A 22903-nucleotide genomic window follows, 5' to 3' on the forward strand; every position below is an offset into this window, starting at 1 on the left:
CCTTTCTTGGGAAACATTATAGGCGGTGCATTTCAGAAGGAAAGGCCGTGACATAGGCCGAGGAGCGCCTAATACGTCTCAATATGAAGCCGGCCCTCGACGCGCAGCGTGGCCTCCAGGTCCGGCCAGGACTGGCCCGCCGCCGCGCAGACCTCGCCGAACGCGGCCAGCACGCCTTCCTCCATCCCCTTCAGGCCGCAGATGTACACATGGCCATGCGGATCGGCCAGCAGCGCGGCCACCTGCGGGCCGGCTTCGCGTATCGCATCCTGCACATAGCGGCGCGGCATCTCGGCATCGCGGGAGAATGCGAAGTGAATGTCGAGGAAGTCCTTGGGCAGCTTCAGCAGCGGGCCGAAGTAGGGCAATTCGCGCTGGTTGCGTGCGCCGAAGAACAGCAGGCGGCGCCCATCGAAACTAGCCATGTTGCGACGCATGCGCTCGGTCATCGCCCGCATCGGCGCGGAGCCGGTACCGGTGCAGATCATCATCACGCTGGCCTCGCGATGGTTCGGCATCAGGAAAGTACTACCGAAGGGGCCGACGACCTGCACCGTGTCGCCCTTGGCCAGGTCGCACAGGAAATTCGACGCCACGCCGCGCACCGGCTGCCCGTCATGGTCCTGCTCCACGCGTTTCACGGTCAGCGCGAGGTTGTTGTAGCCGGGGCGCTCGCCGTCGCGCGGGCTGGCCACCGAGTACATGCGGATGTAGTGCGGCTTGCCTGACGCATCGGTACCGGGCGGCACGATGCCGATGGCCTGCCCCTCCAGCACCGGGAAGAACTGGTTGCCGAAGTCCAGCACGATGTGATGGATGTCGCTCGATGCGTCCTCGGCCGTCAGTCGGTAGTTGCCGGCCACCGTGGCCGACACCGGTGCGCGCACGCCATGCAGGTTGACATAGGGATGCGCGGCCGACCACGGCGCCTTGGGCGAGGTGTGCCGGCTGGTCTCCACGGCCTGCACGTCGCCGGTGGGCGCCTTGCCGCCCCCGGCAGCCTGCGCGAGGGCTTCGGCGGCGGTGGCGGTGGCGGACGTCGCCGCGTCGATCTCGGCCTCGGGCAGCGGCACCTCGGGCGGCAGCTCATCCCAGAGCAGTTGGGCGTCGATCGGATACGCCTCGCCGCGCAGCATCGTGCGCCAGTTGTCGATGGCGCCCGTGGGGCAGGGCGACAGGCACGCGTTGCAGCCGTTGCAGACCTCGGCCTTGACCACGTAGTTGCGGTCGTCGTGGGTGATGGCGTCGATCGGGCAGGTGTCTTCGCAGGTGTTGCAGCGAATGCAGATTTCCGGATCGATCAGGTGCTGCTTGATGATGTCGGGCGCGCCCATGTCTGCCTCTTATCCAGTGATCCAGTGATCTAGTTGAAGCGCACGTATTCGAAGTCCACCGGCTGGCGGTTCACGCCCACTGCCGGCGGGGCGATCCAGTTGGCGTAGCGGCCCGGCTCCACCACGCGGCCCATCAGCGAGGCCACGAAGGCGCGGTCCGCGTCAGTGGCCAGCCAGGTGTCCGCGTTGGCCTGCCAGGCAGCCTCGCTCAGCACCTCGCCGGTGGGCGAGACATGCACATTGGCGAAGGTGCCGATCTTGCGATTGAACGCCTTGTGCGGCACGGTCAGCCGGAACGGGATGCCGGCCTTCTCGATCACCTTGTTCCAGCGCGCCACGCCGCCGACCGAATCCTTGATGTAGTCGTCGCGCAGCACTTCGTTGAGGGCGTTCAGCATCGGTACTTCACGCTCGGTCAGCTTGCCGTCGCGCACGTCGAGGATCCGGTACACGTCGCCCTTGAGCACGTGGTCGTCGCCGCGCTTGCCTTCCTCGAAACGGCCCTTCAGCCCGGCGCTGTAGAACGTGGCCGCGTTGGACGACTGGTCGGCGCCAAACAGGTCGATCGTCACGCTGTAATGGAAGTTCAGGTAGCGCTGGATGGTTTCCAGGTCGATCACCCCGGCGGCGCGCACGTCGGCCGGGTCCTGGATGTCGCGCTCGCGCATGACCTCGCAGGTGCGCTGGATCACGCGGGACACGCCGCTCTCGCCCACGAACATATGGTGGGCTTCCTCGGTCAGCATGAAGCGCGTGGTGCGCGCCAGCGGGTCGAAGCCGGACTCGGCCAGCGCGCAGAGCTGGAACTTGCCGTCGCGGTCCGTGAAGTAGGTGAACATGAAGAAGGAGAGCCAGTCCGGCGTGCGCTCGTTGAACGCACCCAGGATGCGCGGGTTGTCCTCGTCGCCCGAGCGGCGGCCCAGCAGCGCCTCGGCTTCCTCGCGGCCGTCGCGGCCGAAGTGGCGGTGCAGCAGGTAGACCATCGCCCAGAGGTGGCGGCCTTCCTCCACATTGACCTGGAACAGGTTGCGCAGGTCGTAGAGCGACGGCGCGGTCAGGCCCAGGTGGCGCTGCTGCTCCACGGACGCCGGCTCGGTATCGCCCTGCGTGACGATGATGCGGCGCAGGTTGGCGCGGTGTTCGCCCGGCACCTCCTGCCACGCGGGCTGCCCCTTGTGCTCGCCGAAGTGGATCTTGCGCTCGGCGTCGGCAGGTTGCAGGAAGATGCCCCAGCGGTAGTCGGGCATCTTCACATGGTCGAAGTGGGCCCAGCCGGACGGGTCCACCGAGACCGCCGTGCGCAGGTAGACATCGTAGTTGTGCGAGCCATCGGGCCCCATGTCGCGCCACCAGTCGAGGAAGGCAGGCTGCCAGTGCTCCAGCGCGCGCTGCAGGGCGCGGTCATCGGAGAGGTTCACGTTGTTCGGAATCTTCTGGCTGTAGTCGATGCTCATGGCCGGGGTCTCCTTGGGTCTGCTTGTCGATCGGTCGAAGGGGGCGGTCAGACCCGGTCCCAGTCGAAACGTGCCTTGTTGCCGGTGCCGAACACCTTGAGCGCGCCTTGCTCGCCCACGGCGTTGGGTCGATCGAAAATCCAGTTCTGCCAGGCAGTGAGCCGGCCGAAAATGCGCGTCTCCATGGTCTCGCGCGGGCCGAAGCGCAGGTTGGCTTCCAGGCCGGTGAGGGCGTCGGGGGAGAGGCTCGCGCGTTCCTCCAGCGCGATGCGGATCTCGTCTTCCCAGTCGATGTCGTCCGGCGCGGCCGTCACCAGCCCCAGCGCCTCGGCCTGCGCGCCGTCCAGCGGCTGGCCGGCCTGGGCGCGCACGGCCTCGATGGCGGCGGCATCTTCATAGAAGCGCGCGGCGAGCCGCGAGAGGCCGTTCGGCATCGGATACCGCCCAAAATTGGCCGCATGGGCGATCAGGCGTGGCGCGGTCTCGGGGTCATCCGGCAGTTGCAGCATGTAGCTGCGATCGGCGGCCAGCGCCAGTTCAAACAGGGTGCCGGCGAAGCAGGAGGTCGGCTCGATCAGCGCGAACAGGCTGCGCGACGACACATCCAGCCGCGCCAGCGTCCGGCGCAGCATGCCGATGGTCTCGCGCACAAACCACTGGCTGGCGTGGGTTTCCATCAGCGTATCGGCGGCCAGCACCTGGGCCGCATCGCCCTCGGTCTTGAGAATCCACATGCCGATGTCGAGGTGATTGGTGCGCAGCGTGAGGATGGCGTCGTCAAGTTCGCGCGCCATCTTGAGCGGCCACCATTGGGCGCCGGCGGCGAGGATGGCGTCGAGGTCGCGCGGTTGCTCGGCGCCGGGCGCCGAGACCGTCAGCGTGGCGCGGCGCGCGGCGGTGTCGATCTCCACGCGCACGGTGTCGTAGCGGTAGCCATCGGCGTCGTCCTGCCGGGTGAGCGGCGTCAGCGTCACGCCCTTGGCGTCGGCAGGGCGGTCGCTCAGGGCAGCCAGCGCCTGCGCCCGCTCGCGTACGTGTTCGGCGAAGCGCGCGGGTTTGATGACATCGTCCACCAGCTTCCAGTCCTTGGCGCGCTGGCCGCGCACGCCCTCGGTGGTCAGGCAGAAGATGTCGGCGTGGTCGCGGCGCACGCGGCGCTTGTCGGTCACGCGCGTCAGGCCGCCGGTGCCGGGCAGCACGCCGAGCAGCGGCACTTCGGGCAGGCTCACGGCGGAGGAGCGGTCATCCACCAGCAGGATTTCATCGCAGGCCAGCGCCAGTTCGTACCCGCCGCCGGCCGTCGTGCCGTTGCAGGCGGCGATGAACTTGATGCCGGAGTGGCGGCTGGCGTCCTCGATGCCGTTGCGCGTCTCGTTGGTGAACTTGCAGAAGTTCACCTTCCAGGCGTGGCTGGACTTGCCGAGCATGAAGATATTGGCGCCCGAGCAGAAAACGCGCTCGCGGGCGCTGGTCAGCACCACGGTGCGCACTTCGGGATGCTCGAAGCGGATGCGCTGCAGGGCGTCGTGCAGTTCGATATCGACGCCAAGATCGTAGGAATTCAGCTTCAGCGCGTAGCCGGGCCGCAGGCCGCCTTCCTCGTCCACGTTCATGGACAGCGTGGCGACAGGACCGTCAAAGGTCAGCAGCCAGTGGCGATATTGGGACGGATGGCGCGCAAAGGTAACCGGGGCCGGGACCGACATGGGGCGTGTCTCCTTGATGCACTATAGTGCTTTCATCTTTGCGATGAAATATAGTGCATCAACGGAAGCGATGCAAGGGCCGATGCAGACCCGATGCCCTATCCGGGGTCAGCCGATATGGGGCATCTGCGCGCGCAGGGCCTGAAGTGAGCTGTTGGCGTCCTGGCCGCTGGTGTCGATCGACACATCGGCGCGCGCGTAGAGCGGCGTACGCGCCTGGAGGATGCGGCGCAGGTCGGTCATGGCCTCGCGGTTGCCCTCCATCGGCCGCATGTCGCCCTGCGCCACCACGCGCGCCATGTGTTCCTCGGGCGAGGTGCGCACCCAGACCGTGTAGCAGCGCGCCAGCAGCAGGTTAAAGGTGGCCGGCTCCGAGACCAGGCTGCCCGGCGTGGCCAGCACCATGGAGTCGTGCTCGCGCAGCACGCGTTCCAGCGCGCGCATCTCGTAGCGGCGGTAGGCGGCCTGGCCGTAGAGCGAGTGGATTTCGGAGAGGCTCGCGCCGGCTTCCTGCTCGATCGCCGCGTTCAGTTCGACAAACGGGAGGCCCTCGGCAGCCGCCAGCGCCCGGCCCAGCGTGGATTTGCCGGCGCCGCGCAGGCCGATCAGCGCGATGCGGCGATGCCGCGCATCGCGCGATTCCGCCGGGGACAAGGCGTGGCGGGCCGCTTCGCGCACGCGGGCGAGGTCGCCGGCGGGCAGCTGCGCCAGCCATTGCACCAACTGCGAGAACTCGGCGGCGAGCTGGCTGCCGGGCTGCTCCGTGCCGCCTGCCGGGTCGGCGTGGCCATCCACTTCGGCCAGCACCACGGGCAGCGGCACGTCCAGCGCGCCGGCCACGTGGCGCAGCAGCAGCACGGAGGCGTTGCCGGTACCGGTTTCCAGATTGGCGAGGTAGCGTTCGGACACCCCCGCGCCACGCGCAAGATCCTTGCGGGACATCCCGCGCGCCGCGCGCAGCGAGCGGATGCGCTCCCCGAGGTGCGTCAGGTAGGGGTCGCGCTCCGCGGCGCGGTTGTCGGCGTTCGCTTCGGCATTCGCTTCGGCATTCAGTGACGGTTCGGGGTCGCGACGCATGGGGAAAAGTTCGGGATCAGGCCAGCCAGGGCGGCATTATACGTGCGACAAAGTGCCGGTCGGCGGGTGCTGCACACTGTTATATAGTGCATACCCTCGCTTGCATAATAGTCGATGTGAAATAAAATGCATCGACATCGGCGGCAAAGACTGCCGGTTCCGAGATATCCAGAACAAGACCATCGCTGTAGCCGATCCCGCCGCACCCGCCGACCATCGCCGGGGCGGCCAGAGGAGTGGAGACATGACGCCCCCGACCCCCAGCGCCGAGACCGTTGTCGCCGCGCTGCCCGCCCGTTACAACGCGGCCGATGACCTGTTGTCGCGCCACCTCGCCGCCGGCCGTGGCGCCAAGGTGGCCTATATCGACGATACCGGCGAGACCACCTTTGCCCAGCTCGATGACCGCTGCCGCCGCTTTGCCGGCGCGCTGCGCCAGGCGGGCTTCCGGCGCGAGGAGCGCGTGCTGCTGTGCGCGCTCGACACCATCGATTTCCCGACTGTCTTCCTCGGCTGCCTGCTGGCCGGCGTGGTGCCGGTGGCGGTGAACACGCTGCTGACCGTGGATGACTACGCCTACATGCTCGACCATAGCGGTGCGCGGGCGGTGGTGGTGTCCACGCCGTTGCTCGGGACCCTGCAGGCTGCCATCGACAAGGCGGGCGCCCATGTCGATGTGATTGTTGCGGCACCTTATGGGGAGGGCACCGGGCTGCCGACCGTGGCCGCGATGCTGGACAGCGCGCCCCCGCTGGCCCAGGCCATCGCCTCTGGCCCGGACGACATGGCGTTCTGGCTCTATTCGTCCGGCTCCACGGGTCGCCCGAAGGGCACGGTGCATACGCACGGCAACCTGTTCCATACGGCCGACCTCTACGCGCGGCAGGTGCTCGGCCTGCGCGAGGACGACGTGGTCTTCTCGGCCGCCAAGCTGTTCTTCGCCTACGGGCTGGGCAATGCGCTGACGTTTCCGCTGGCGGTGGGCGCCACGACCGTGCTGATGGCCGAGCGGCCCACCCCGCAGGCGGTGTTCCAGCGGCTGACCACGCACCGTCCCACGGTCTTCTGCGGCGTGCCGACGCTGTTCGCGGGCCTGCTCGCCGCGCCGGACCTGCCGCCGCGCGCCGCCGTGGCGCTGCGCGTCTGCACCTCCGCCGGGGAGGCCCTGCCGCGCGATATCGGCGACCGCTTCCTGGCCCACTTCGGCTGCGACATCCTCGACGGCATCGGCTCCACCGAGATGCTCCACATCTTCCTGTCGAACCAGCCCGGCAAGGTCCGCTATGGCACCACGGGGCTGCCGGTGCCCGGCTACGAACTGAAGCTGCTCGACGAGCGCGGCGAGCCGTGCGCCACGGGCGAAATCGGCGACCTCTATATAAAAGGGCCATCGGCGGCGCTGATGTACTGGTGCAATCGCGAGAAAAGCCGCGACACCTTCGTCGGCGCCTGGACCCGCAGCGGCGACAAGTACCTGCGCGATGAAGCGGGCTATTACACCTACGCCGGCCGCAGCGACGACATGCTCAAGGTGGGCGGCATCTACGTCTCGCCGTTCGAGGTGGAGGCGGCACTGGCCCAGCATCCGGCCGTGCTGGAGGCCGCCGTGATCGGCGTGGCCGATGCCGCCGAACTGGTCAAGCCGAAGGCGTTCGTGGTGATGCGCCCCGGCCACCAGTGGCACGACGGCATGGCGGCCGAGTTGCAGGCCTTCGTCAAGTCACGGCTGGCTCCTTACAAATATCCGCGCCAGATCGAGTGCGTGGACGAACTGCCCAAGACCGCCACGGGCAAGATCCAGCGATTCCGGCTGCGCCAGCGTGAAGACGCCGTGCGGCACGCCTGAGGGGCCGCCATGGAGACTGCCGTGGACACCGAGCTGGTCAAGGTGCCGTTCGACGGCCGCACTATCGACATCGAATACCAGTGGATCGGCGCGCGACGGCGGCACCGCCCACTCGTGGTCTTCCTGCACGAGGGGCTCGGGTCGGTCAGCATGTGGCGCGACTTTCCGCGCAAGCTGTGCGAGGCGGGCGATTTCCGCGGGCTGGTCTTCTCGCGCTACGGCTACGGCCGCTCCACGCCGCGCCCGCTGGACGAGCAGTGGGGCGTGGACTTCATGCACCGCCAGGCGCGCGAGGCGCTGCCGGCCCTGTTCGATGCCCTGGAGATCGGCCCCGGCCGCCGCCACGGCAAGCCCTGGCTGCTGGGCCACAGCGACGGCGGCTCCATCGCTCTGATCCACGCGGCCAGCTTCCCGGACGACGTGGACGGCCTGACCGTGCTCGCGCCCCACATCATGGTGGAAGACATTTCGGTGCGCAGCATCGCCGCCACGCGCGAGACCTACCTCCACACCGACCTGCGCGCCCGGCTGGCGCGCCACCATGCCCACGTGGATTCCGCCTTCTGGGGCTGGAACGATATCTGGCTCAACGCCGATTTCCGCCACTGGGACCTGCGCCCGATGCTCGACCATATCCGCTGCCCCGTGCTGGCCGTGCAGGGCGAGGATGACGAGTACGGGACCATGGCGCAGATCGAGGGTATCCATCGATATGCCCCGCAGACCGTGCTGCTTAAACTCGCGCGCTGTGGACACTCGCCCCACCGCGACCAGGCGGGGGCGTTGACGGCGGCCTCGGCGGCGTTTATAACGGCACATACTTCAACCTTAAAATAATTCGACCCCGGGGAGGAGAACCCATGCAACGCACCGCTTTGCGCAGGCCGCTGTTTTCATCGCTGCACACCACGCTCGTCGCTTCGATTTCCGCCACGCTGCTGGCTACCGGGGGCAGCGCGCTGGCGCAGTCAGCCCAGCCGGCACAGCCAGCCCCGAGCGCCAAGATCAAGGTGGGCTTCATGCTCCCGTACACGGGCACCTACGCGGCGCTGGGCTCGGCCATCGAGAACGGGTTCCGCATGTATGTGCAGCAGCAGGGCGGCAAGCTGGGTGGGCGCGACATCGAATACTTCAAGGTGGATGACGAATCGGACCCGGCCAAGGCCCCCGAGAACGCCACCAAGCTGATCAAGCGGGACCAGGTGGACGTGGTGGTGGGCACGGTGCATTCGGGCGTGCAGATGGGCATCGTCAAGGTGGCCAAGGAAAACAACACGCTGCTGATCATTCCGAACGCCGGCGCCGATGAGGCCACCGGGCCGCTGTGCGGGGCCAATATCTTCCGTACCTCGTTCTCGAACTGGCAGCCTGGCTACGCCATGGGGCAGGTGCTGGCCGAGCGCGGCATGAAGAAGGTGGTCACGCTGACGTGGAAGTACGCGGCGGGCGAGCAGTCCGTGAAGGGCTTCAAGGAAGCCTTCGAGGCCAAGGGCGGCAAGGTGGTGAAGGAGCTGAGCCTGCCGTTCCCGAACGTGGAGTTCCAGGCGTTGATCACCGAGGTGGCCTCGCTGAAGCCGGATGCCGTGTTCGTGTTCTTCGCTGGCGGCGGAGCGGTCAAGTTCGTCAAGGACTGGCAGGCGGCCGGGCTCAAGGACAAGATTCCGCTGTACGGCTCCGGCTTCCTGACCGACGGCACGCTGGAGGCGCAGGGCACGGCGGCGCAGGGGCTGGAAACCACGCTGCACTATGCCGATGGCCTGACCAACGCCCGCGACAAGACTTTCCGTACCGACTACGCCAAGACCTACAAGCTCCAGCCGGACGTGTACGCGGTGCAGGGCTACGACGCCGCGCAGCTGCTGGCCGCCGGCGCCAATGCCGTGAAGGGCGATATGTCGCGCAAGCCGGAGGTCATCAAGGCCATGGAAGCCGCCAAGGTCGACAGCCCGCGCGGCGTGTTCACGCTCTCCAAGGCGCACAACCCGGTGCAGGACTTCTACCTGCGCAAGGTGGATGGCCGCGAGAACAAGGTCAGCGGCGTGGCGGTGAAGGCCCTGGCCGACCCGGCGCGCGGCTGCCGCCTGTAAGAGACGGCGTCTCCTAGATTAGGACAGCCCGCGCAGCATGGACATCGTTTCCTTTCTCATCCAGTGCCTGAACAGCGTGCAGTACGGGCTGCTGCTGTTCCTGGTCGCCAGCGGGCTGACGCTGATCTTCGGCATCATGGGCGTGATCAACCTCGCCCATGGCAGCTTCTACATGCTGGGCGCCTACCTGGCGTTCACGCTGGCCAGTCTCACCGGCAACCTGTTCATCGCGCTGCCGCTCGGCATCGTGCTGGCCGTGGCGTTTGGCTATGTGCTCGAATGGGCGTTCTTCAGCTACCTCTACCAGCGCGACCACCTGCAGCAGGTGCTGATGACCTACGGCCTGATCCTCGTGTTCGAGGAGCTGCGCAGCATCCTGGTGGGCGATGACGTGCACGGCGTGCCGATTCCCGGCCTGCTCGACGGCGCGCTGCCGATCGGCAACGACATGACCTATCCGGTCTACCGGCTGTTCATCTCGGCCGTCTGCCTGCTGGTGGCAGCGGCGATGTACTGGGTCATCCGCCGCACCCGGCTGGGCATGATGATCCGCGCCGGGGCCACCAACCGCGAGATGGTGCAGTCGCTCGGCATCAACGTGAACGTGCTGTACCGGCTGGTGTTCGCGCTGGGCGTGGCGCTGGCGGTGCTGGCGGGGATGATTGCCGCGCCGGTGTCGTCGGTCTACCCGGGCATGGGCGGGCAGGTGCTGATTGTCTGCTTCGTGGTGGTGGTGATTGGCGGGATCGGGTCGGTCAAGGGGGCGCTGGTGGCCTCGCTGCTGCTCGGTTTCGTCGATACCTTCGGCAAGGTGTTCTGGCAGGACGCCGCCGGCGTGCTGATCTACGTCTTGATGGCCTTGATCCTGCTGTGGAAGCCCCAGGGGCTGTTCCGGGCCGGCTGACCTGCGTGCTGCATCGATGAAACCGACTCTCTCCGCTCCCCCGCTGCAAGACGTGCGCCGGCCGCCCTGGCTGGCCGCGCTGGGCTGGCTCGCGGCGCTGGCCGTGCTGGCCGTGCTGGCCGCGGCGCCGCTGCTGCTGACCGCCGACAGCCACAAGTTCTATATCGAGCTGCTGAGCAAGGTGATGATCATGGCGATCTTTGCGCTCTCGCTCCAGCTGCTGATTGGCTACACCGGGCTGGTGAGCCTGGGCCATGCCGCGTACTTCGCCATGGCGGCCTATGCCACGGCCATGCTGGCGCCCGAGGGCGGGGCCGGCAATGGCTGGCTGCTGCTGCTGGGCGCGCTGGGCGCGGCGGGGGCGCTGGCGCTGGTGGTGGGGGCGCTGGTACTGCGTACGCGCGGCGTGTACTTCATCATGGTCACGCTGGCCTTCGCCCAGATGGTCTATTTCGTGTTCCATGATACGAAGATCGCCGGCGGCAGCGACGGCACCTATATCTACTTCCGACCCGAGTTCAGCCTGCTGCGCGAACGGCCGCTGACCGTCAACGACCCGGTGAACTTCTACTGGCTGGTGCTGGTGGCGCTGGTGCTGACGGTGGTGGCGCTGGCGGTGCTGCTGCGCTCGCGTTTCGGCCACGCGCTGGTCGGCATCCGCCATAACGAGCAGCGCATGCGGGCGGCCGGCTATGCCACCTATCGCTACCAACTGGGCGCGTTCGTGGCCGGCGGCGTGTTCGCGGGGCTGGCGGGCTATCTCTATGCCATCCAGTTCGGCTTCGTGAACCCGGAAATCGCCTCCTGGCACCAGTCGGGCAATGCCATGCTGATGGTGATCCTGGGCGGCGTGGGCAGCCTGGCCGGCGCCGTGCTGGGCGCATTCTCGTTCGTGCTGCTGGCCGAGTGGTTCAGCACGCTGACCAAGCACTGGCAACTGCTGATGGGCGGTTTCATCATCTTGGCCGTGGCGCTGCTGCCGCGCGGGCTGGTCAGCTTGCCGGCGGTGCTGCGCCAGCGTTCGCCGCGCCGACGCGGCAATGGCGCGGATGCCGGAAACGCTGGCGAGGCCGCCGCCGACAGCCATGCCCGCAGCCGGGAGGCCGTATGACGCAAGCCATCCCCGTGTTGCAGGCCGAGGGCCTGACGCGCCGCTTCGGCGGGCTGACCGCCGTGGACAGCGTGAACCTGACCCTGCGCCTGCACGAGATCCACGCGGTCATCGGCACCAACGGCGCCGGCAAGTCGACCCTGATCAATATGCTCTCCGGCGAACTGCCGCCGTCCACCGGCCGCCTGCGGCTGCAGGGCGAGGACGTGACCGGCTGGAGCCAGCCCCGGCTGGCGCGGCAAGGTATCGGCCGCAGCTACCAGCGCAACAACATCTTCCTGCCGCTGACCGTGCGCGAGAACTGCCGCCTGGCGGCGCAATCGCGCGCGCAGCGGGCCTGGCGGCTGTGGGAGCCGGCGCAGGCCTGCCGCACCAGCCGCGCGCTGGCCGACGAAGCCATGGAGCGCGCCGGCCTGGCCGCGCACGCCGGGCGGCTGGCCAGCGAGCTTGCCCATGGCCAGAAGCGCCAGCTGGAAGTGGCGATGTGCCTGGCCACGCAGCCCGTGGCGCTGCTGCTGGACGAGCCGCTGGCCGGCATGGGCGCCGAGGAATCCGCGCGGATGCTGGACCTGCTGCGCGGCCTGCGCGACGGCCACGCGATCCTGCTGGTCGAGCACGACATGGAGGCGGTCTTCGCCGTGGCCGACCGCATCACGGTGATGGTCAACGGCGCGGTCATCGCCACCGGCGATCCGGCCGCGATCCGCGCCAACGAGGCGGTGCAACTGGCCTACCTCGGGGAAGAAGAAGGGGCCCACGCATGAGCGCCGCATCGCCGGACATCATCGACGCCATTGGCGTGAACGCCTGGTACGGCTCCAGCCACGTGCTGCGCGGCGTGGACTTCCACGTGGGCGCGGGCGAGACCGTGGGCCTGCTGGGCCGCAACGGCATGGGCAAGAGCACGCTGCTGCGGACCCTGCTGGGCCATGTGCGCCAGCGCGAGGGCGATATCCGCGTGGCCGGCCGGGATGTGTCCCGCGCGCAGCCGCACGAGGTGGCGCGGCTCGGCATCGCCTACGTCCCCGAAGGGCGTGGCATTTTTCCGAATTTGTCGGTCCGGGAGAATTTGCTGATGGCGGCGCGGGTAGGCTGCCACGGCCGCAAGGACTGGGATGAGACGCGCGTATTGGACCTCTTTCCCCGGCTCAAGGAGCGGCTGTCCCATGGCGGGCAGCAACTGTCGGGCGGGGAGCAGCAGATGCTCTCCATCGGCCGCGCGCTGATGACCAATCCGGACTGCCTGGTGCTGGACGAGGCCACCGAGGGCCTGGCCCCGAAGATCGTGCGCGAGATCTGGCATGTGATCGAGACGGTGCGGGCCACCGGCATCGCCTCGGTGGTGGTGGACCGCAACTACCGCGCCGTACTGGCCCACGCGGACCGCGTGGTGGTGCTGGAGAAGGGGCAGGTGGTGCTGGCCGGGCCCGCCGCAGACCTGGCCGCCGCGCCGGCTGCGCTCGACCGCTATCTGGGTGTTTGAACTGCCCTCCATCAAGTAACGTATCGATCTCTTTTGTGGTCATGCCGCAACGCCAGTGCGCGGTGCCGCGCACCCTTCGGCACCCCATCCGCCCGAATCCGCCTTGACCCGCTGCCGCTTCTTTCCCATCCTTGATCGGTCACCCAGCCCACGATGGGCATCTTCCACAGTGGTCGTATTAGTTCAGTTCATCTAGAATGCGCCCGTTTGTGCAATGCAATAGAGGCCAATAAGCCCCGTCGCGGCCGGAGCCGCTTGCGCGAGAGAACCCGTGCCCAGGTCGTCACATTGCCTGGGATGCCAACCATGGCCGGGGAGGCGCGAGCCGGTCCACCAGACCCAAATCCATGACTCAATCCACAACCAGTCACTATTTCGTCGAGAGTCCGAGTACCCGGGCCCTCGTTATCGCCGCCATCGGCGTCGTCTTCGGCGACATCGGCACCAGCCCGCTCTACGCGCTCAAGGAGTGCTTCAGCAAGGAGCACGGCATTCCGTTCACGCCGGAAGCGGCGCTGGGCATCATCTCGCTGCTGTTCTGGGCGATGATCATCGTGGTCTCGCTGAAGTACGTGGTCTTCATCATGCGCGCGGACAACGACGGCGAAGGCGGCGTGCTGGCGCTGATGGCGCTGGTGCTGCGCACCGCGACGCCGCGCTCGCGCAAGGCGCGCATGCTGATGATGATGGGCATCTTCGGTGCGTGCATGTTCTACGGGGATGCGGTCATCACGCCGGCCATTTCGGTGCTCTCGGCCGTGGAGGGTCTGGAGATTGCCGCGCCGCAGCTGGGGCACTTCGTAATCCCGATCACGCTGGTGATCCTGACCGCCCTGTTCCTGATCCAGCGGCACGGCACGGCCACGGTGGGCAAGCTTTTCGGCCCGATCATGACGCTGTGGTTCATCACGCTTGGCGCGCTGGGCATCTACAACCTGATCCAGGCGCCTGGCATCCTGGCGGCGGTGAACCCGCTCTACGGCGTCAATTTCCTGATCGACCACTCGCTGCAGGCGTTCATCGTGCTGGGCGCGGTGTTCCTGGTGCTGACCGGGGCGGAGGCGCTCTACGTGGATATGGGCCACTTCGGCGCCCGGCCCATCCGCATCGGCTGGTTCCTGCTGGTCATGCCGTGCCTGATGCTGAACTACTTCGGCCAGGGCGCGATGCTGCTCAATAACCCGGCCGCCGCCGTCAATCCGTTCTACCTGATGGTGCCGGACCCGCTGCTGATTCCCATGGTGCTGCTCGCCACCTGCGCCACGGTGATTGCCTCGCAGGCAGTGATCTCCGGCGCGTTCTCGCTGACCAGCCAGGCGATCCAGCTCGGCTTCGTGCCGCGCATGCGCATCCGCTACACCTCGGCGGCGGAAATCGGCCAGATCTACCTGCCGGTGATCAACTGGATCCTGCTGGCGCTGGTGATTGCGGTGGTGGTTTCGTTCAAGAAGTCGGAAAACCTGGCTGCGGCGTACGGCATTGCCGTGACCACGACGATGCTGATCACCACGGCCCTGGCGGCCTTCATGATGCGCAGCGTCTGGAAGTGGAACCCGGTGCTGGTGGCCCTGGTGGCCGGCGGCTTCCTGCTGGTGGACCTGACCTTCTTCGCCGCCAACCTGCTCAAGGTGGCCGAGGGCGGCTGGTTCCCGCTGCTGATGGGCAGCGTGGCGTTCTTCCTGCTGATGACGTGGCACAGCGGCCGCAAGCTGCTGCGCGCGCGCAGCCTGGAAGACGGCATTCCGCTGGAGCCGTTCATCGCCGGCCTGCTGGCGCACCCGCCGCACCGCGTGGAAGGCACGGCCGTGTTCCTGACCGGCAATACCGAGTCGGTGCCGGTGTCGCTGCTGCACAACCTCAAGCACAACCGGGTGCTGCACGAGCGTGTGGTGTTCCTGAGCTTTGTCACGCGCGACATCCCGTTCGTGGACGACGACCATCGCCTGACCTGCAAGGACCTCGGCGGCGGCGTGTTCATCCTCAAGTCCGAGTACGGCTTCAAGGAGACCCCGGACGTGCAGCGCGTGCTGGACCTCGCGCAGCGCAAGCTGGGCATGTCGTTCGAGCTGATGGAGACGTCGTTCTTCATCGCCCGCGAGTCGGTCATCCCGTCCAAGCTGCCGGGTATGTCGATGTGGCGGGAAAGCCTCTTTGCGTGGATGCATCAGAACGGCGCCAAGCCGTCTGACTTCTTCTCTATCCCGGCGAACCGGGTGGTGGAGTTGGGCACCAAGGTCGAAATCTGACCGCTCGCGGGCGGCGCATCGCCTATACAAGAGAACCCGGCCAGCGGTGTAGGGCCCGCTGGCCGGGTTTCTTTTTGCCCGCGGGAGCCTCTCATGTTCAGATTCTGCACGCTACGCAACTGGCGTCGGATGGCGGTCGCCATCGGCCTGATGACGGGCGCCGGCTCGTTCGCCAGCGCGGGCACGCCGGTGCCCAACCCGTTCCTGGCCGCTCCCCAATACGCCATCACGCATTTCGATTCCGCCCAGAGCGATACCTTCCCGTATGCGGTGACCGGCGGCTCCCGCACCGTGTCGCCCCCACCGCCGCTGCAACTCTCCCAGGCGACCAACGGGCCGATCAACCTCATGACCTTCGCGTCGACATCGCCCAACTACATGTGGGGCGTGTCGCCGACGGGCGTGACCTATATCTCGGTGGCCAACGACGCCTTCACGCCCGTGGCGCGGGCGCTCCTGCCGGGTGCCACCGCCACGCTGCAGACCACCTTGCTGGGCCTGCTGACCAATCCGATCGGCACGGTGGCGCAGGCCCAGGCCATCGTGGCGCAGTTGCTGCCCACCGGCGGCATCTCCAGCGCCTACGGCGTGGTGGACAACAACAACGTCCTCTATACCAATAGCGGCAACCAGATCCTGGCCCTCGCGCTGAACGTGCCGGCCGTGCCGCTGCTGGGGATTGGCGTGGTCCGCTCGCTGAATGCCACCACGTTCCTTGCGTCCGGCGAAAACGTGGCCGGAGTGGTGTTGACCTATGACGGCAAGCTGGTGGTGCTGGGCACGCGGTCCGTGTCGATTGTCGACCGGTCGTTCACGGGGCCGGTGCATACGGTCACGCTCGGCGCGGACGAGAGCGTCAGCAATTCCGCCGCAGTCGACGAGAACAATGGGATTTATGTCGTTTCCGACAAGATCTTGCGAAAACTCGTCTGGACAGGCAGCACGCTGTCCCAGAATGCGGCGGACGGCGCATGGAGCAGCCCCTATCCCAGCGGCGACACCTTCCCGACCGTGTTCGGCTCAGGCTCGGGCAGCACGCCAACCCTGATGGGCTTCGGCACCGATCCCGACAAACTCGTGGTTATCACCGACGGGCTCACGCGCATGAGCCTGCTGGCGTTCTGGCGCGACCAGATTCCCGCCGGCTTCACCAATCGCCTGGCGGGGCAGATCCCGGTGAATTGCGGCTTGCCGGCCGGGTATCCGATCCAGACCGACCAGTCGGTCGCGGTGAACGGCTACGGCGCGTTCGTCGTCAACAACGTGTCCGCGGCGGATGGCAGTACCGGAAGCGGGACGAGTGCGCTCGTGGATGCACTGGTCCGGGGGCCGCTGCTGCCATCGCCGATCGGCGTCGAGCGCTTCGCGTGGGATCCGCTGACCCATGCGTGAGCCTCCAGCTGGGCGCGCAGCGACATTTCGTCGAACTCGATGGTGCCCGCCATCAGCGCGGCGTCGAACCTCGTGTTCACCAACGGGTACTACCAGAATGGCTGGGGATGGGTGGTGACCGGGCTGGACTGGAACACCGGCGCCACCGTGCACCAGACCATCCTCGGAACCGGGATCTGGGGCAACGGCTTCTACGCTTTGATGCAGTTCCTGCCGGATGGCGACCTGCTGTTCAACAGCATCATCGGACCCACGCGGGTCCAGCAGCCGAGCGGCATCATCAATCCGCTGTGAAGGGGTGGGGTGGGGCGGCCGACCCGGTGTTCCGGGTGGCCGCCCGAGGGCGAGGTGTGTGGATCAGCGCTTGAGCTTGGCGAATGCGGCGGCCATGGCGCCGGCCACCTCGGGTTCGCGCTTGCCGCCGCCGAACCCCTTGCCGCCGCCACCACCGCCAGCGCCATGGCCACCGTGGCGCTGGCCGCCCCGGTGCTCGCCGCTCCGCTCGCCACCGGCGCGCGGTGCGGCCTGGCCCGGCTCGTCGTCCAGACGCATGGTCAGGCCGATGCGGTTGCGCTTGACGTCCACCTCCATCACCTTGACCTTGACGATCTGGCCGGCCTTGACCACCTCGTGCGCATCCTTCACGAACTTGGTGGAAAGCGCCGAGATATGGACCAGCCCGTCCTGGTGCACGCCGATGTCCACGAAGGCGCCGAAGGCAGCCACGTTGGTCACCACGCCTTCGAGCACCATGCCCGGCTGGAGGTGCTTGATGTCCTCCACGCCGTCCTGGAACGTCGCGGTCTTGAACTCGGGGCGCGGGTCGCGGCCCGGCTTCTCGAGTTCGGTCAGGATGTCACGCACGGTCGGCAGGCCGAACGTCTCGTCGGTGAACTGCTGGGCGGTCACGCCGCGCAGGGCGTCGCGGTTGCCCATCACGTCGGACAGGCCCTTCTTGATGTGATCCAGAATGCGGTGCACCACCGGATAGGCTTCCGGGTGCACCGACGAGCGATCCAGCGGGTTGTCGCCCGTGTTGATGCGCAGGAAGCCGGCGGCCTGCTCGAACGTCTTGTCGCCCAGGCGCGGCACCTTCTTGAGCGCATCGCGGTTCGGGAACGCGCCGTTGGCATCGCGGAATTCAACGATATTGCGCGCCAGCACCGTGTTCAGGCCCGATACGCGGGCCAGCAGCGGGGCCGAGGCGGTGTTCACGTCCACGCCCACGGCGTTCACGCAGTCTTCCACCACGGCGTCCAGCGCACGTGCCAGCTCGCGCTGGTTCACATCGTGCTGGTACTGGCCCACGCCAATCGACTTCGGATCGATCTTCACCAGTTCGGCCAGCGGGTCCTGCAGGCGGCGGGCGATCGACACGGCGCCGCGCAGCGACACGTCCAGTTCCGGGAATTCCTTGGCGGCCAGTTCGGAAGCCGAGTAGACCGAGGCGCCGGCCTCGCTGACCACGATCTTGGTCAGCTTCAGCTCCGGGGCGCGCTTCATCAGGTCCTGCACCAGCTTGTCGGTCTCGCGGCTGGCCGTGCCGTTGCCGATGGAGGCCAGCGCCACGTTGTGCTGTTTCGCCAGGCGGGCCAGGGTGGCCAGCGAGCCTTCCCAGTCGCGGCGCGGCTCGTGCGGGTAGATCGTGGCGGTGTCCAGCAGCTTGCCGGTGTGGTCGACCACGGCGATCTTGCAGCCGGTGCGGATGCCCGGATCGATCCCCATCACCGACTTCGGGCCGGCTGGCGCGGCCAGCAGCAGCTCATGCAGGTTGCGGCCGAAGATCTTGATGGCCTCGTTCTCGGCGGTTTCGCGCAGCTGCGTCAGCAGTTCGGTCTCGATATGCGGCTGCACCTTCACGCGCCAGCACCAGCGGCATACGTCGCCCAGCCATTTGTCGGCCGGGCGGTTCCGGTTCTCGATGCCCACATGGCGCGCGATCATGCCTTCGCACGGGTGCGGCACCATCGCGTCCTGTTCCTCGCCCAGGCCCAGCTTCACCATCAGCACGCCCGCGTTGCGGCCGCGGAACAGCGCCAGCGCGCGGTGCGATGGCACGGTGCGGATGGTCTCGCTATAAGCGTAGTAATCGCGGAATTTCTCTTCCTCGGCGCCTTCCTTGCCTTCCATTACCGTGGAGGCCACCACGCCGCGGTTCCACAGGTGCTCGCGCAGCTTGCCTAGCAATTCCGCGGTTTCGCCGAACTGCTCGGAGAGGATGTCACGCGCGCCGTCCAGCGCGGCCTTGACGTCGGGCACGCCGCCGTCGGCGGTGGGGTTGCCGTTGACGAACTTGGCGGCCTCGGCCTGCGGGTCCAGCGTGGGATCGGCCAGCAGCGCCTGGGCCAGCGGCTCCAGGCCGCATTCGCGGGCGATCTGGGCGCGCGTGCGACGCTTGGGCTTGTAGGGCAGGTACAGGTCTTCCAGCGTCTGCTTGGTGTCGGCGGCCTCGATGGCGGCGCGCAGCGCGTCTGTCATCTTGCCCTGTTCCTCGATCGACGCCAGGATCGTCGCGCGGCGGTCCTCCATGTCGCGCAGGTACAGCAGGCGCTCCTCGAGGTTACGCAGCTGCGTATCGTCCAGGTTGTCCGTCACTTCCTTGCGGTAGCGGGCGATGAACGGCACGGTGGCGCCTTCGTCCAGCAGCGCGACGGCCGCCGCCACCTGGCGCGGTTGCACGGACAGTTCTGCCGCGATGAGCGACACAATCTTTTGCGAGACGGAAGCAGGCAAGTTGGACATCGGGAAACTAGTCGGTCGAAAGCGGGGCATTTTGCCACAAGCGCAGGGCACTGCCGGTGACGGGAAGACGGCTTTTCACGTGCCTGTTCCGCGACACACCGCCCGCACGACCCGCCAGCCCCGTGCCAGCCTTGCTTCGGCCCCACCCCAGCCCCACCCCGGCCCCGGATCGGACACATGTTGCAACGTTTGCCGGTGGGGCCGACAAGGCCCCCGGATGCTAGAATTCGGGCATGATCGTCAAGCCCCGTTCGGCCGCCGTGGCCCATCTCGTCTCCACTCCCGTCCTTGCCGCAATGTGCGCCGCCTGCTTGCTGGCCGCGCCGGCCCTTGCGCAGACCAGGAACCCGCCCCCGCGCGACTTCGAGGCCGAGCGCAAGGCGATTGGCGACTCCCGCGCGTGGACCAACTACCGCTTCGCCGAGGCCGAGCGCGCCTGCTACAGCAAGTTCCTGGTGAACCGCTGCATCGACCAGGCCAAGGACGTGCAGCGCGATGAACTCCACGTGCTGCGCGCCAAGGAACTGGAAGTGGGCGATGCCGAACGTGCCTGGAAGGCCGCCGAGCGCGACCGCGAACAGGCGCTGCGCCAGGCCGAGTACGAGGCCGGCCAGCCGGGCCGCGCCGCCAACGAGGCCGCCAGCCGCGCCTCGTACGACCGCAAGCAGCAGGAACAGGCGCTGCGCGACGCCCAGCAGGGCGCCGACGCGCCCCAGCGCGCCGCCAACGCCGAGAAGTACAACCAGAAGCAGTCCGACTTCGACGCCAAGATGAACGAGGCGCGCCAGAAGGGCGCCGACCAGGCCCGCCAGCGACAGGAAAACACGCGCGCCTACCAGCAGAAGCAGGCGGACGCCGCCCAACGCCAGAAGGACCTCGACGAGCGCCGCGCCAATGCCGAGGAAAAGAAAAAACAGGGCCAGGGGGGTTCCACCCCGAGCCCGTTCGGGTTCTGACCGGCGTGACAGCGCAGGCTGCCGGCGCCGGCCGGACGATCCACGGGGAGCCGCTACATGGATGAGAATCTCAACACACTGGCGCGGCAGATCATCGAACTGCAAATCGAGCATCGCGATCTCGATTTCCTGATCGATCACCTGTCCGAGGACGCCGCCCACGACGAACTGCAACTGCGCCGGCTCAAGAAGCGCCGGCTCAAGCTCAAGGACGCCATCACGCTGTTGCAGCTTCAGATCGAGCCGGACGTACCGGCCTGAATACCCGCAGGCGCCCCCCGCGCGCCACGCCTTTGCAGAAAGCCCATTTTGTCTGAACCGACCGACGACGCGCTTCCCGAATCCGCCGAAACGCCATCCCCTGAAGCGCTGCCGCAGGACGACCACACTTCGCTGAACGAGGCGGTGGCCGCCGCATCGGCCAATCAGGCAGCCACGCAGGCGGCGCAGCTGGCGACGATCTTCGCCGATACCGGCACGCTGGCCACCGGCATTCCCGGCTACCGGCCGCGCGCGTCCCAGCAGAAGATGGCGGAGGCCGTGGCGGGCGCCATCGCCCAGAACGACTCGGTGATCGTCGAGGCGGGCACGGGTACGGGCAAGACCTTTGCCTACCTCGTCCCGGCCATGCTGTGGGGTGGCAAGGTGATCCTGTCCACGGGCACCAAGAACCTCCAGGACCAGCTGTTCCTGCGCGACATTCCCACGGTGCGCAAGGCGCTGAACGTGCCGATTTCGGTCTCGCTGCTCAAGGGGCGCGCCAACTACCTGTGCCACTACCATCTGGAGCGCGCGCAGGCCAACGGCCGTCTGGCGTCGAAGCAGGACGCGGCGTGGCTGCGTGATATCGGCCGCTTCGCCAAGACCACCACCTCGGGCGACAAGGCCGAGCTGGCCGCCGTGCCCGAGAACGCACCGGTCTGGCAGCTGGTGACGTCCACGCGCGACAACTGCCTCGGCAGCGAGTGCCCGCAGTACAAGGAGTGCTTTGTGATGCGCGCCCGCAAGGAGGCGCAGCAGGCCGACGTGGTGGTGGTGAACCATCACCTGTTCTTTGCCGATGTGGTGCTGCGCGACACCGGCATGGCCGAATTGCTACCCGCCGCCAACACGGTGATCTTTGACGAAGCCCACCAGTTGCCGGAAACCGCGACGCTGTTCTTCGGCGAAACGCTTTCCACCAGCCAGCTGCTGGAACTGGCGCGCGACACCGTGGCGGAAGGGCTTTCCCATGCGCGCGATGCCGTGGACTGGGTGGCGCTGGGCGGGCCGCTGGAACGCGCCGCGCGCGACCTGCGGCTGGCCTTCGGCAAGGACAACCTGCGGCTGGCGCTGGGCCAGATCGAATCCGACCCGCGCACGCGCGAGCCGTTCTTCGAGACGCTCGACGCGCTGGACAGCGCACTGTCAGATTTCGTCGAAGCGCTGGAAAGCCAGGCCGAACGCGCGGAGTCGCTCGAACAATGCCACCGCCGGGCGGTGGAACTGGCCCAGCGGCTGGCGGCCTGGCGCGACGACCGCGTGGCGCCGGCTCCGGCCCCGGCCGCCCCGGCAGACGCCAGTGGGGAGGGCGATGGCGGGGGCGATGGCGGGGACGATGGAAAGCCGCGGCCGGCACCCGTGTCACTGGGCCCTGAGACTGTGCGCTGGGTCGAGGTGTTCTCGCACACCGTGCAACTGCATCGCACGCCGCTGTCCATCGCACCGATCTTCACGCGCCAGCGCGAGGGCCAGCCGCGCGCCTGGGTCTTCACCTCGGCCACGCTGTCCGTGAAGGGCAACTTCACCCACTACGCGGCCCAGCTCGGTCTGGACAAGGACCGCTCGCTGACGCTGCCGAGCCCGTTCGATTACGCCAAGCAGGGCCTGCTCTACGTGCCGCGCAACATGCCGGCGCCGCAGTCGCCCCAGTTCACCGAGGCGGTGGTCCATGAGGCATTGCCGCTGATCGAGGCCGCCGGCGGACGCACCTTCCTGCTCTGTACCACGCTGCGCGCGGTGCAGAAGGCATCGGACATGCTGTACGACCTGTTTGCCGAGCGCGGGCTGAACCTGCCGCTGCTGGTGCAGGGGCAGGCGAGCCGGACCGAACTGCTGGATCGCTTCCGGCAACTCGGCAACGCGGTGCTGGTCGGCAGCCAGAGTTTCTGGGAAGGGGTGGATGTGCGCGGCGAAGCGCTGTCGCTGGTCATCATCGACAAGCTGCCGTTCGCCCCGCCCGACGACCCGGTGCTGGCCGCCCGCATGGAGGTGCTGCAGAAAAAGGGCCTCAGTCCGTTCGCGGTGCACCAGCTGCCGCATGCGGTCATCACGCTGAAGCAAGGCGCGGGGCGGCTGATCCGTTCCGAGTCCGACCGGGGTGTGCTGGCGATCTGCGACACCCGGCTCGTGGAAAAGCCCTACGGCCGCCAGATCTGGCAGAGCCTGCCGCCGTTCACGCGCACCCGGGAGGCAGACACCGTGATCCGCTTCCTGGAGGGACTGCGGAAGGCGGGGCCAGAGTCAGAACCGGAGTCAGAGCAGGCGCCGGCGGACGAATAAGCACAATAAAAAACCCGACGGGAT

The 22903-nt window shown here is 67.6% G+C and carries 18 protein-coding genes; 13 read left to right on the forward strand and 5 right to left on the reverse strand.

Translation table 11 applies throughout. From position 1 onward, the window contains the following. Positions 1–68 precede the first annotated feature (68 nt). The 4 genes from boxA to AB4120_RS23945 all read right to left on the reverse strand — a co-directional run bounded on the left by boxA (position 69) and on the right by AB4120_RS23945 (position 5571). Positions 69–1334 (reverse strand): benzoyl-CoA 2,3-epoxidase subunit BoxA, encoded by a 1266-nt coding sequence (boxA, locus tag AB4120_RS23930; protein WP_441642928.1) that lies wholly within the window; start codon positions 1332–1334, stop codon positions 69–71. Positions 1335–1363: 29 nt separating this feature from the next. Then, a complete protein-coding gene (gene boxB / locus AB4120_RS23935) occupies positions 1364–2788 on the reverse strand; it encodes a benzoyl-CoA 2,3-epoxidase subunit BoxB (protein WP_149136189.1) in 1425 nt (474 codons plus the stop codon). Between the two features lie 47 nt (positions 2789–2835). Next, positions 2836–4494 (reverse strand): 2,3-epoxybenzoyl-CoA dihydrolase, encoded by a 1659-nt coding sequence (gene boxC, locus AB4120_RS23940; protein WP_441642929.1) that lies wholly within the window; start codon positions 4492–4494, stop codon positions 2836–2838. Between the two features lie 108 nt (positions 4495–4602). After that, entirely contained in the window at positions 4603–5571 is a 969-nt protein-coding gene (locus AB4120_RS23945) for a helix-turn-helix transcriptional regulator (protein ID WP_441642930.1), read from the reverse strand. 244 nt (positions 5572–5815) lie between these two features. On the opposite strand from AB4120_RS23945, the gene AB4120_RS23950 reads away from it, so the two are divergent. The 10 genes from AB4120_RS23950 (at position 5816) to AB4120_RS23995 (ending at position 16934) form a co-directional block, all read left to right on the forward strand. Then, positions 5816–7417 carry a benzoate-CoA ligase family protein gene (locus AB4120_RS23950; RefSeq protein ID WP_441642931.1) on the forward strand — a complete coding sequence of 534 codons (1602 nt, stop codon included), beginning with the start codon at positions 5816–5818 and terminating at the stop codon, positions 7415–7417. 9 nt (positions 7418–7426) lie between these two features. Then, on the forward strand, positions 7427–8254 hold the full coding sequence (locus tag AB4120_RS23955) for an alpha/beta fold hydrolase (RefSeq protein WP_441642932.1): 828 nt from the start codon (positions 7427–7429) through the stop codon (positions 8252–8254). 23 nt (positions 8255–8277) lie between these two features. Then, on the forward strand, positions 8278–9504 hold the full coding sequence (locus AB4120_RS23960) for an ABC transporter substrate-binding protein (RefSeq protein ID WP_441642933.1): 1227 nt from the start codon (positions 8278–8280) through the stop codon (positions 9502–9504). Positions 9505–9541: 37 nt separating this feature from the next. Further along, a complete protein-coding gene (locus tag AB4120_RS23965; RefSeq protein ID WP_144195771.1) occupies positions 9542–10408 on the forward strand; it encodes a branched-chain amino acid ABC transporter permease in 867 nt (288 codons plus the stop codon). Positions 10409–10424: 16 nt separating this feature from the next. Beyond that, positions 10425–11519, forward strand: coding sequence for a branched-chain amino acid ABC transporter permease (locus AB4120_RS23970; RefSeq protein ID WP_441642934.1), 1095 nt, complete (start codon positions 10425–10427; stop codon positions 11517–11519). Then, entirely contained in the window at positions 11516–12283 is a 768-nt protein-coding gene (locus tag AB4120_RS23975) for an ABC transporter ATP-binding protein (RefSeq protein ID WP_144195767.1), read from the forward strand. Before AB4120_RS23970 ends, AB4120_RS23975 begins: the two co-directional genes overlap by 4 nt. Continuing rightward, complete coding sequence (locus AB4120_RS23980; protein WP_149136182.1) at positions 12280–13002, forward strand: branched-chain amino acid ABC transporter ATP-binding protein; 723 nt, start codon at positions 12280–12282, stop codon at positions 13000–13002. Before AB4120_RS23975 ends, AB4120_RS23980 begins: the two co-directional genes overlap by 4 nt. A gap of 347 nt (positions 13003–13349) precedes the next feature. After that, positions 13350–15248, forward strand: coding sequence for a potassium transporter Kup (locus AB4120_RS23985; protein ID WP_149136181.1), 1899 nt, complete (start codon positions 13350–13352; stop codon positions 15246–15248). A 93-nt stretch (positions 15249–15341) separates the two neighbouring features. Next, positions 15342–16640 carry a hypothetical protein gene (locus AB4120_RS23990; RefSeq protein WP_441642935.1) on the forward strand — a complete coding sequence of 433 codons (1299 nt, stop codon included), beginning with the start codon at positions 15342–15344 and terminating at the stop codon, positions 16638–16640. Positions 16641–16679: 39 nt separating this feature from the next. Next, positions 16680–16934, forward strand: a complete 255-nt coding sequence (locus AB4120_RS23995) for a hypothetical protein (protein WP_441642936.1) — start codon at positions 16680–16682, stop codon at positions 16932–16934. A gap of 63 nt (positions 16935–16997) precedes the next feature. Here the strand turns inward: AB4120_RS23995 and AB4120_RS24000 are convergent, their stop codons facing one another. Then, positions 16998–19382, reverse strand: coding sequence for a Tex family protein (locus AB4120_RS24000; RefSeq protein ID WP_441642937.1), 2385 nt, complete (start codon positions 19380–19382; stop codon positions 16998–17000). A 233-nt stretch (positions 19383–19615) separates the two neighbouring features. Here AB4120_RS24000 and AB4120_RS24005 point away from each other — a divergent pair, with 233 nt between their 5' ends. Genes AB4120_RS24005 through AB4120_RS24015 form a run of 3 tightly spaced genes read left to right on the forward strand, consistent with a single transcriptional unit; the run spans position 19616 to position 22879 of the window. Continuing rightward, positions 19616–20338, forward strand: a complete 723-nt coding sequence (locus tag AB4120_RS24005) for a hypothetical protein (protein ID WP_441642938.1) — start codon at positions 19616–19618, stop codon at positions 20336–20338. Positions 20339–20395: 57 nt separating this feature from the next. Next, a complete protein-coding gene (locus tag AB4120_RS24010) occupies positions 20396–20599 on the forward strand; it encodes a DUF465 domain-containing protein (RefSeq protein ID WP_149136178.1) in 204 nt (67 codons plus the stop codon). A gap of 48 nt (positions 20600–20647) precedes the next feature. Further along, entirely contained in the window at positions 20648–22879 is a 2232-nt protein-coding gene (locus tag AB4120_RS24015) for an ATP-dependent DNA helicase (protein ID WP_149136177.1), read from the forward strand. The last annotated feature ends 24 nt before the right edge of the window (positions 22880–22903 follow it).

Origin of the sequence: Cupriavidus sp. 2KB_3 (assembly GCF_052115685.1) — a bacterium.
GTDB lineage: Bacteria > Pseudomonadota > Gammaproteobacteria > Burkholderiales > Burkholderiaceae > Cupriavidus > Cupriavidus campinensis.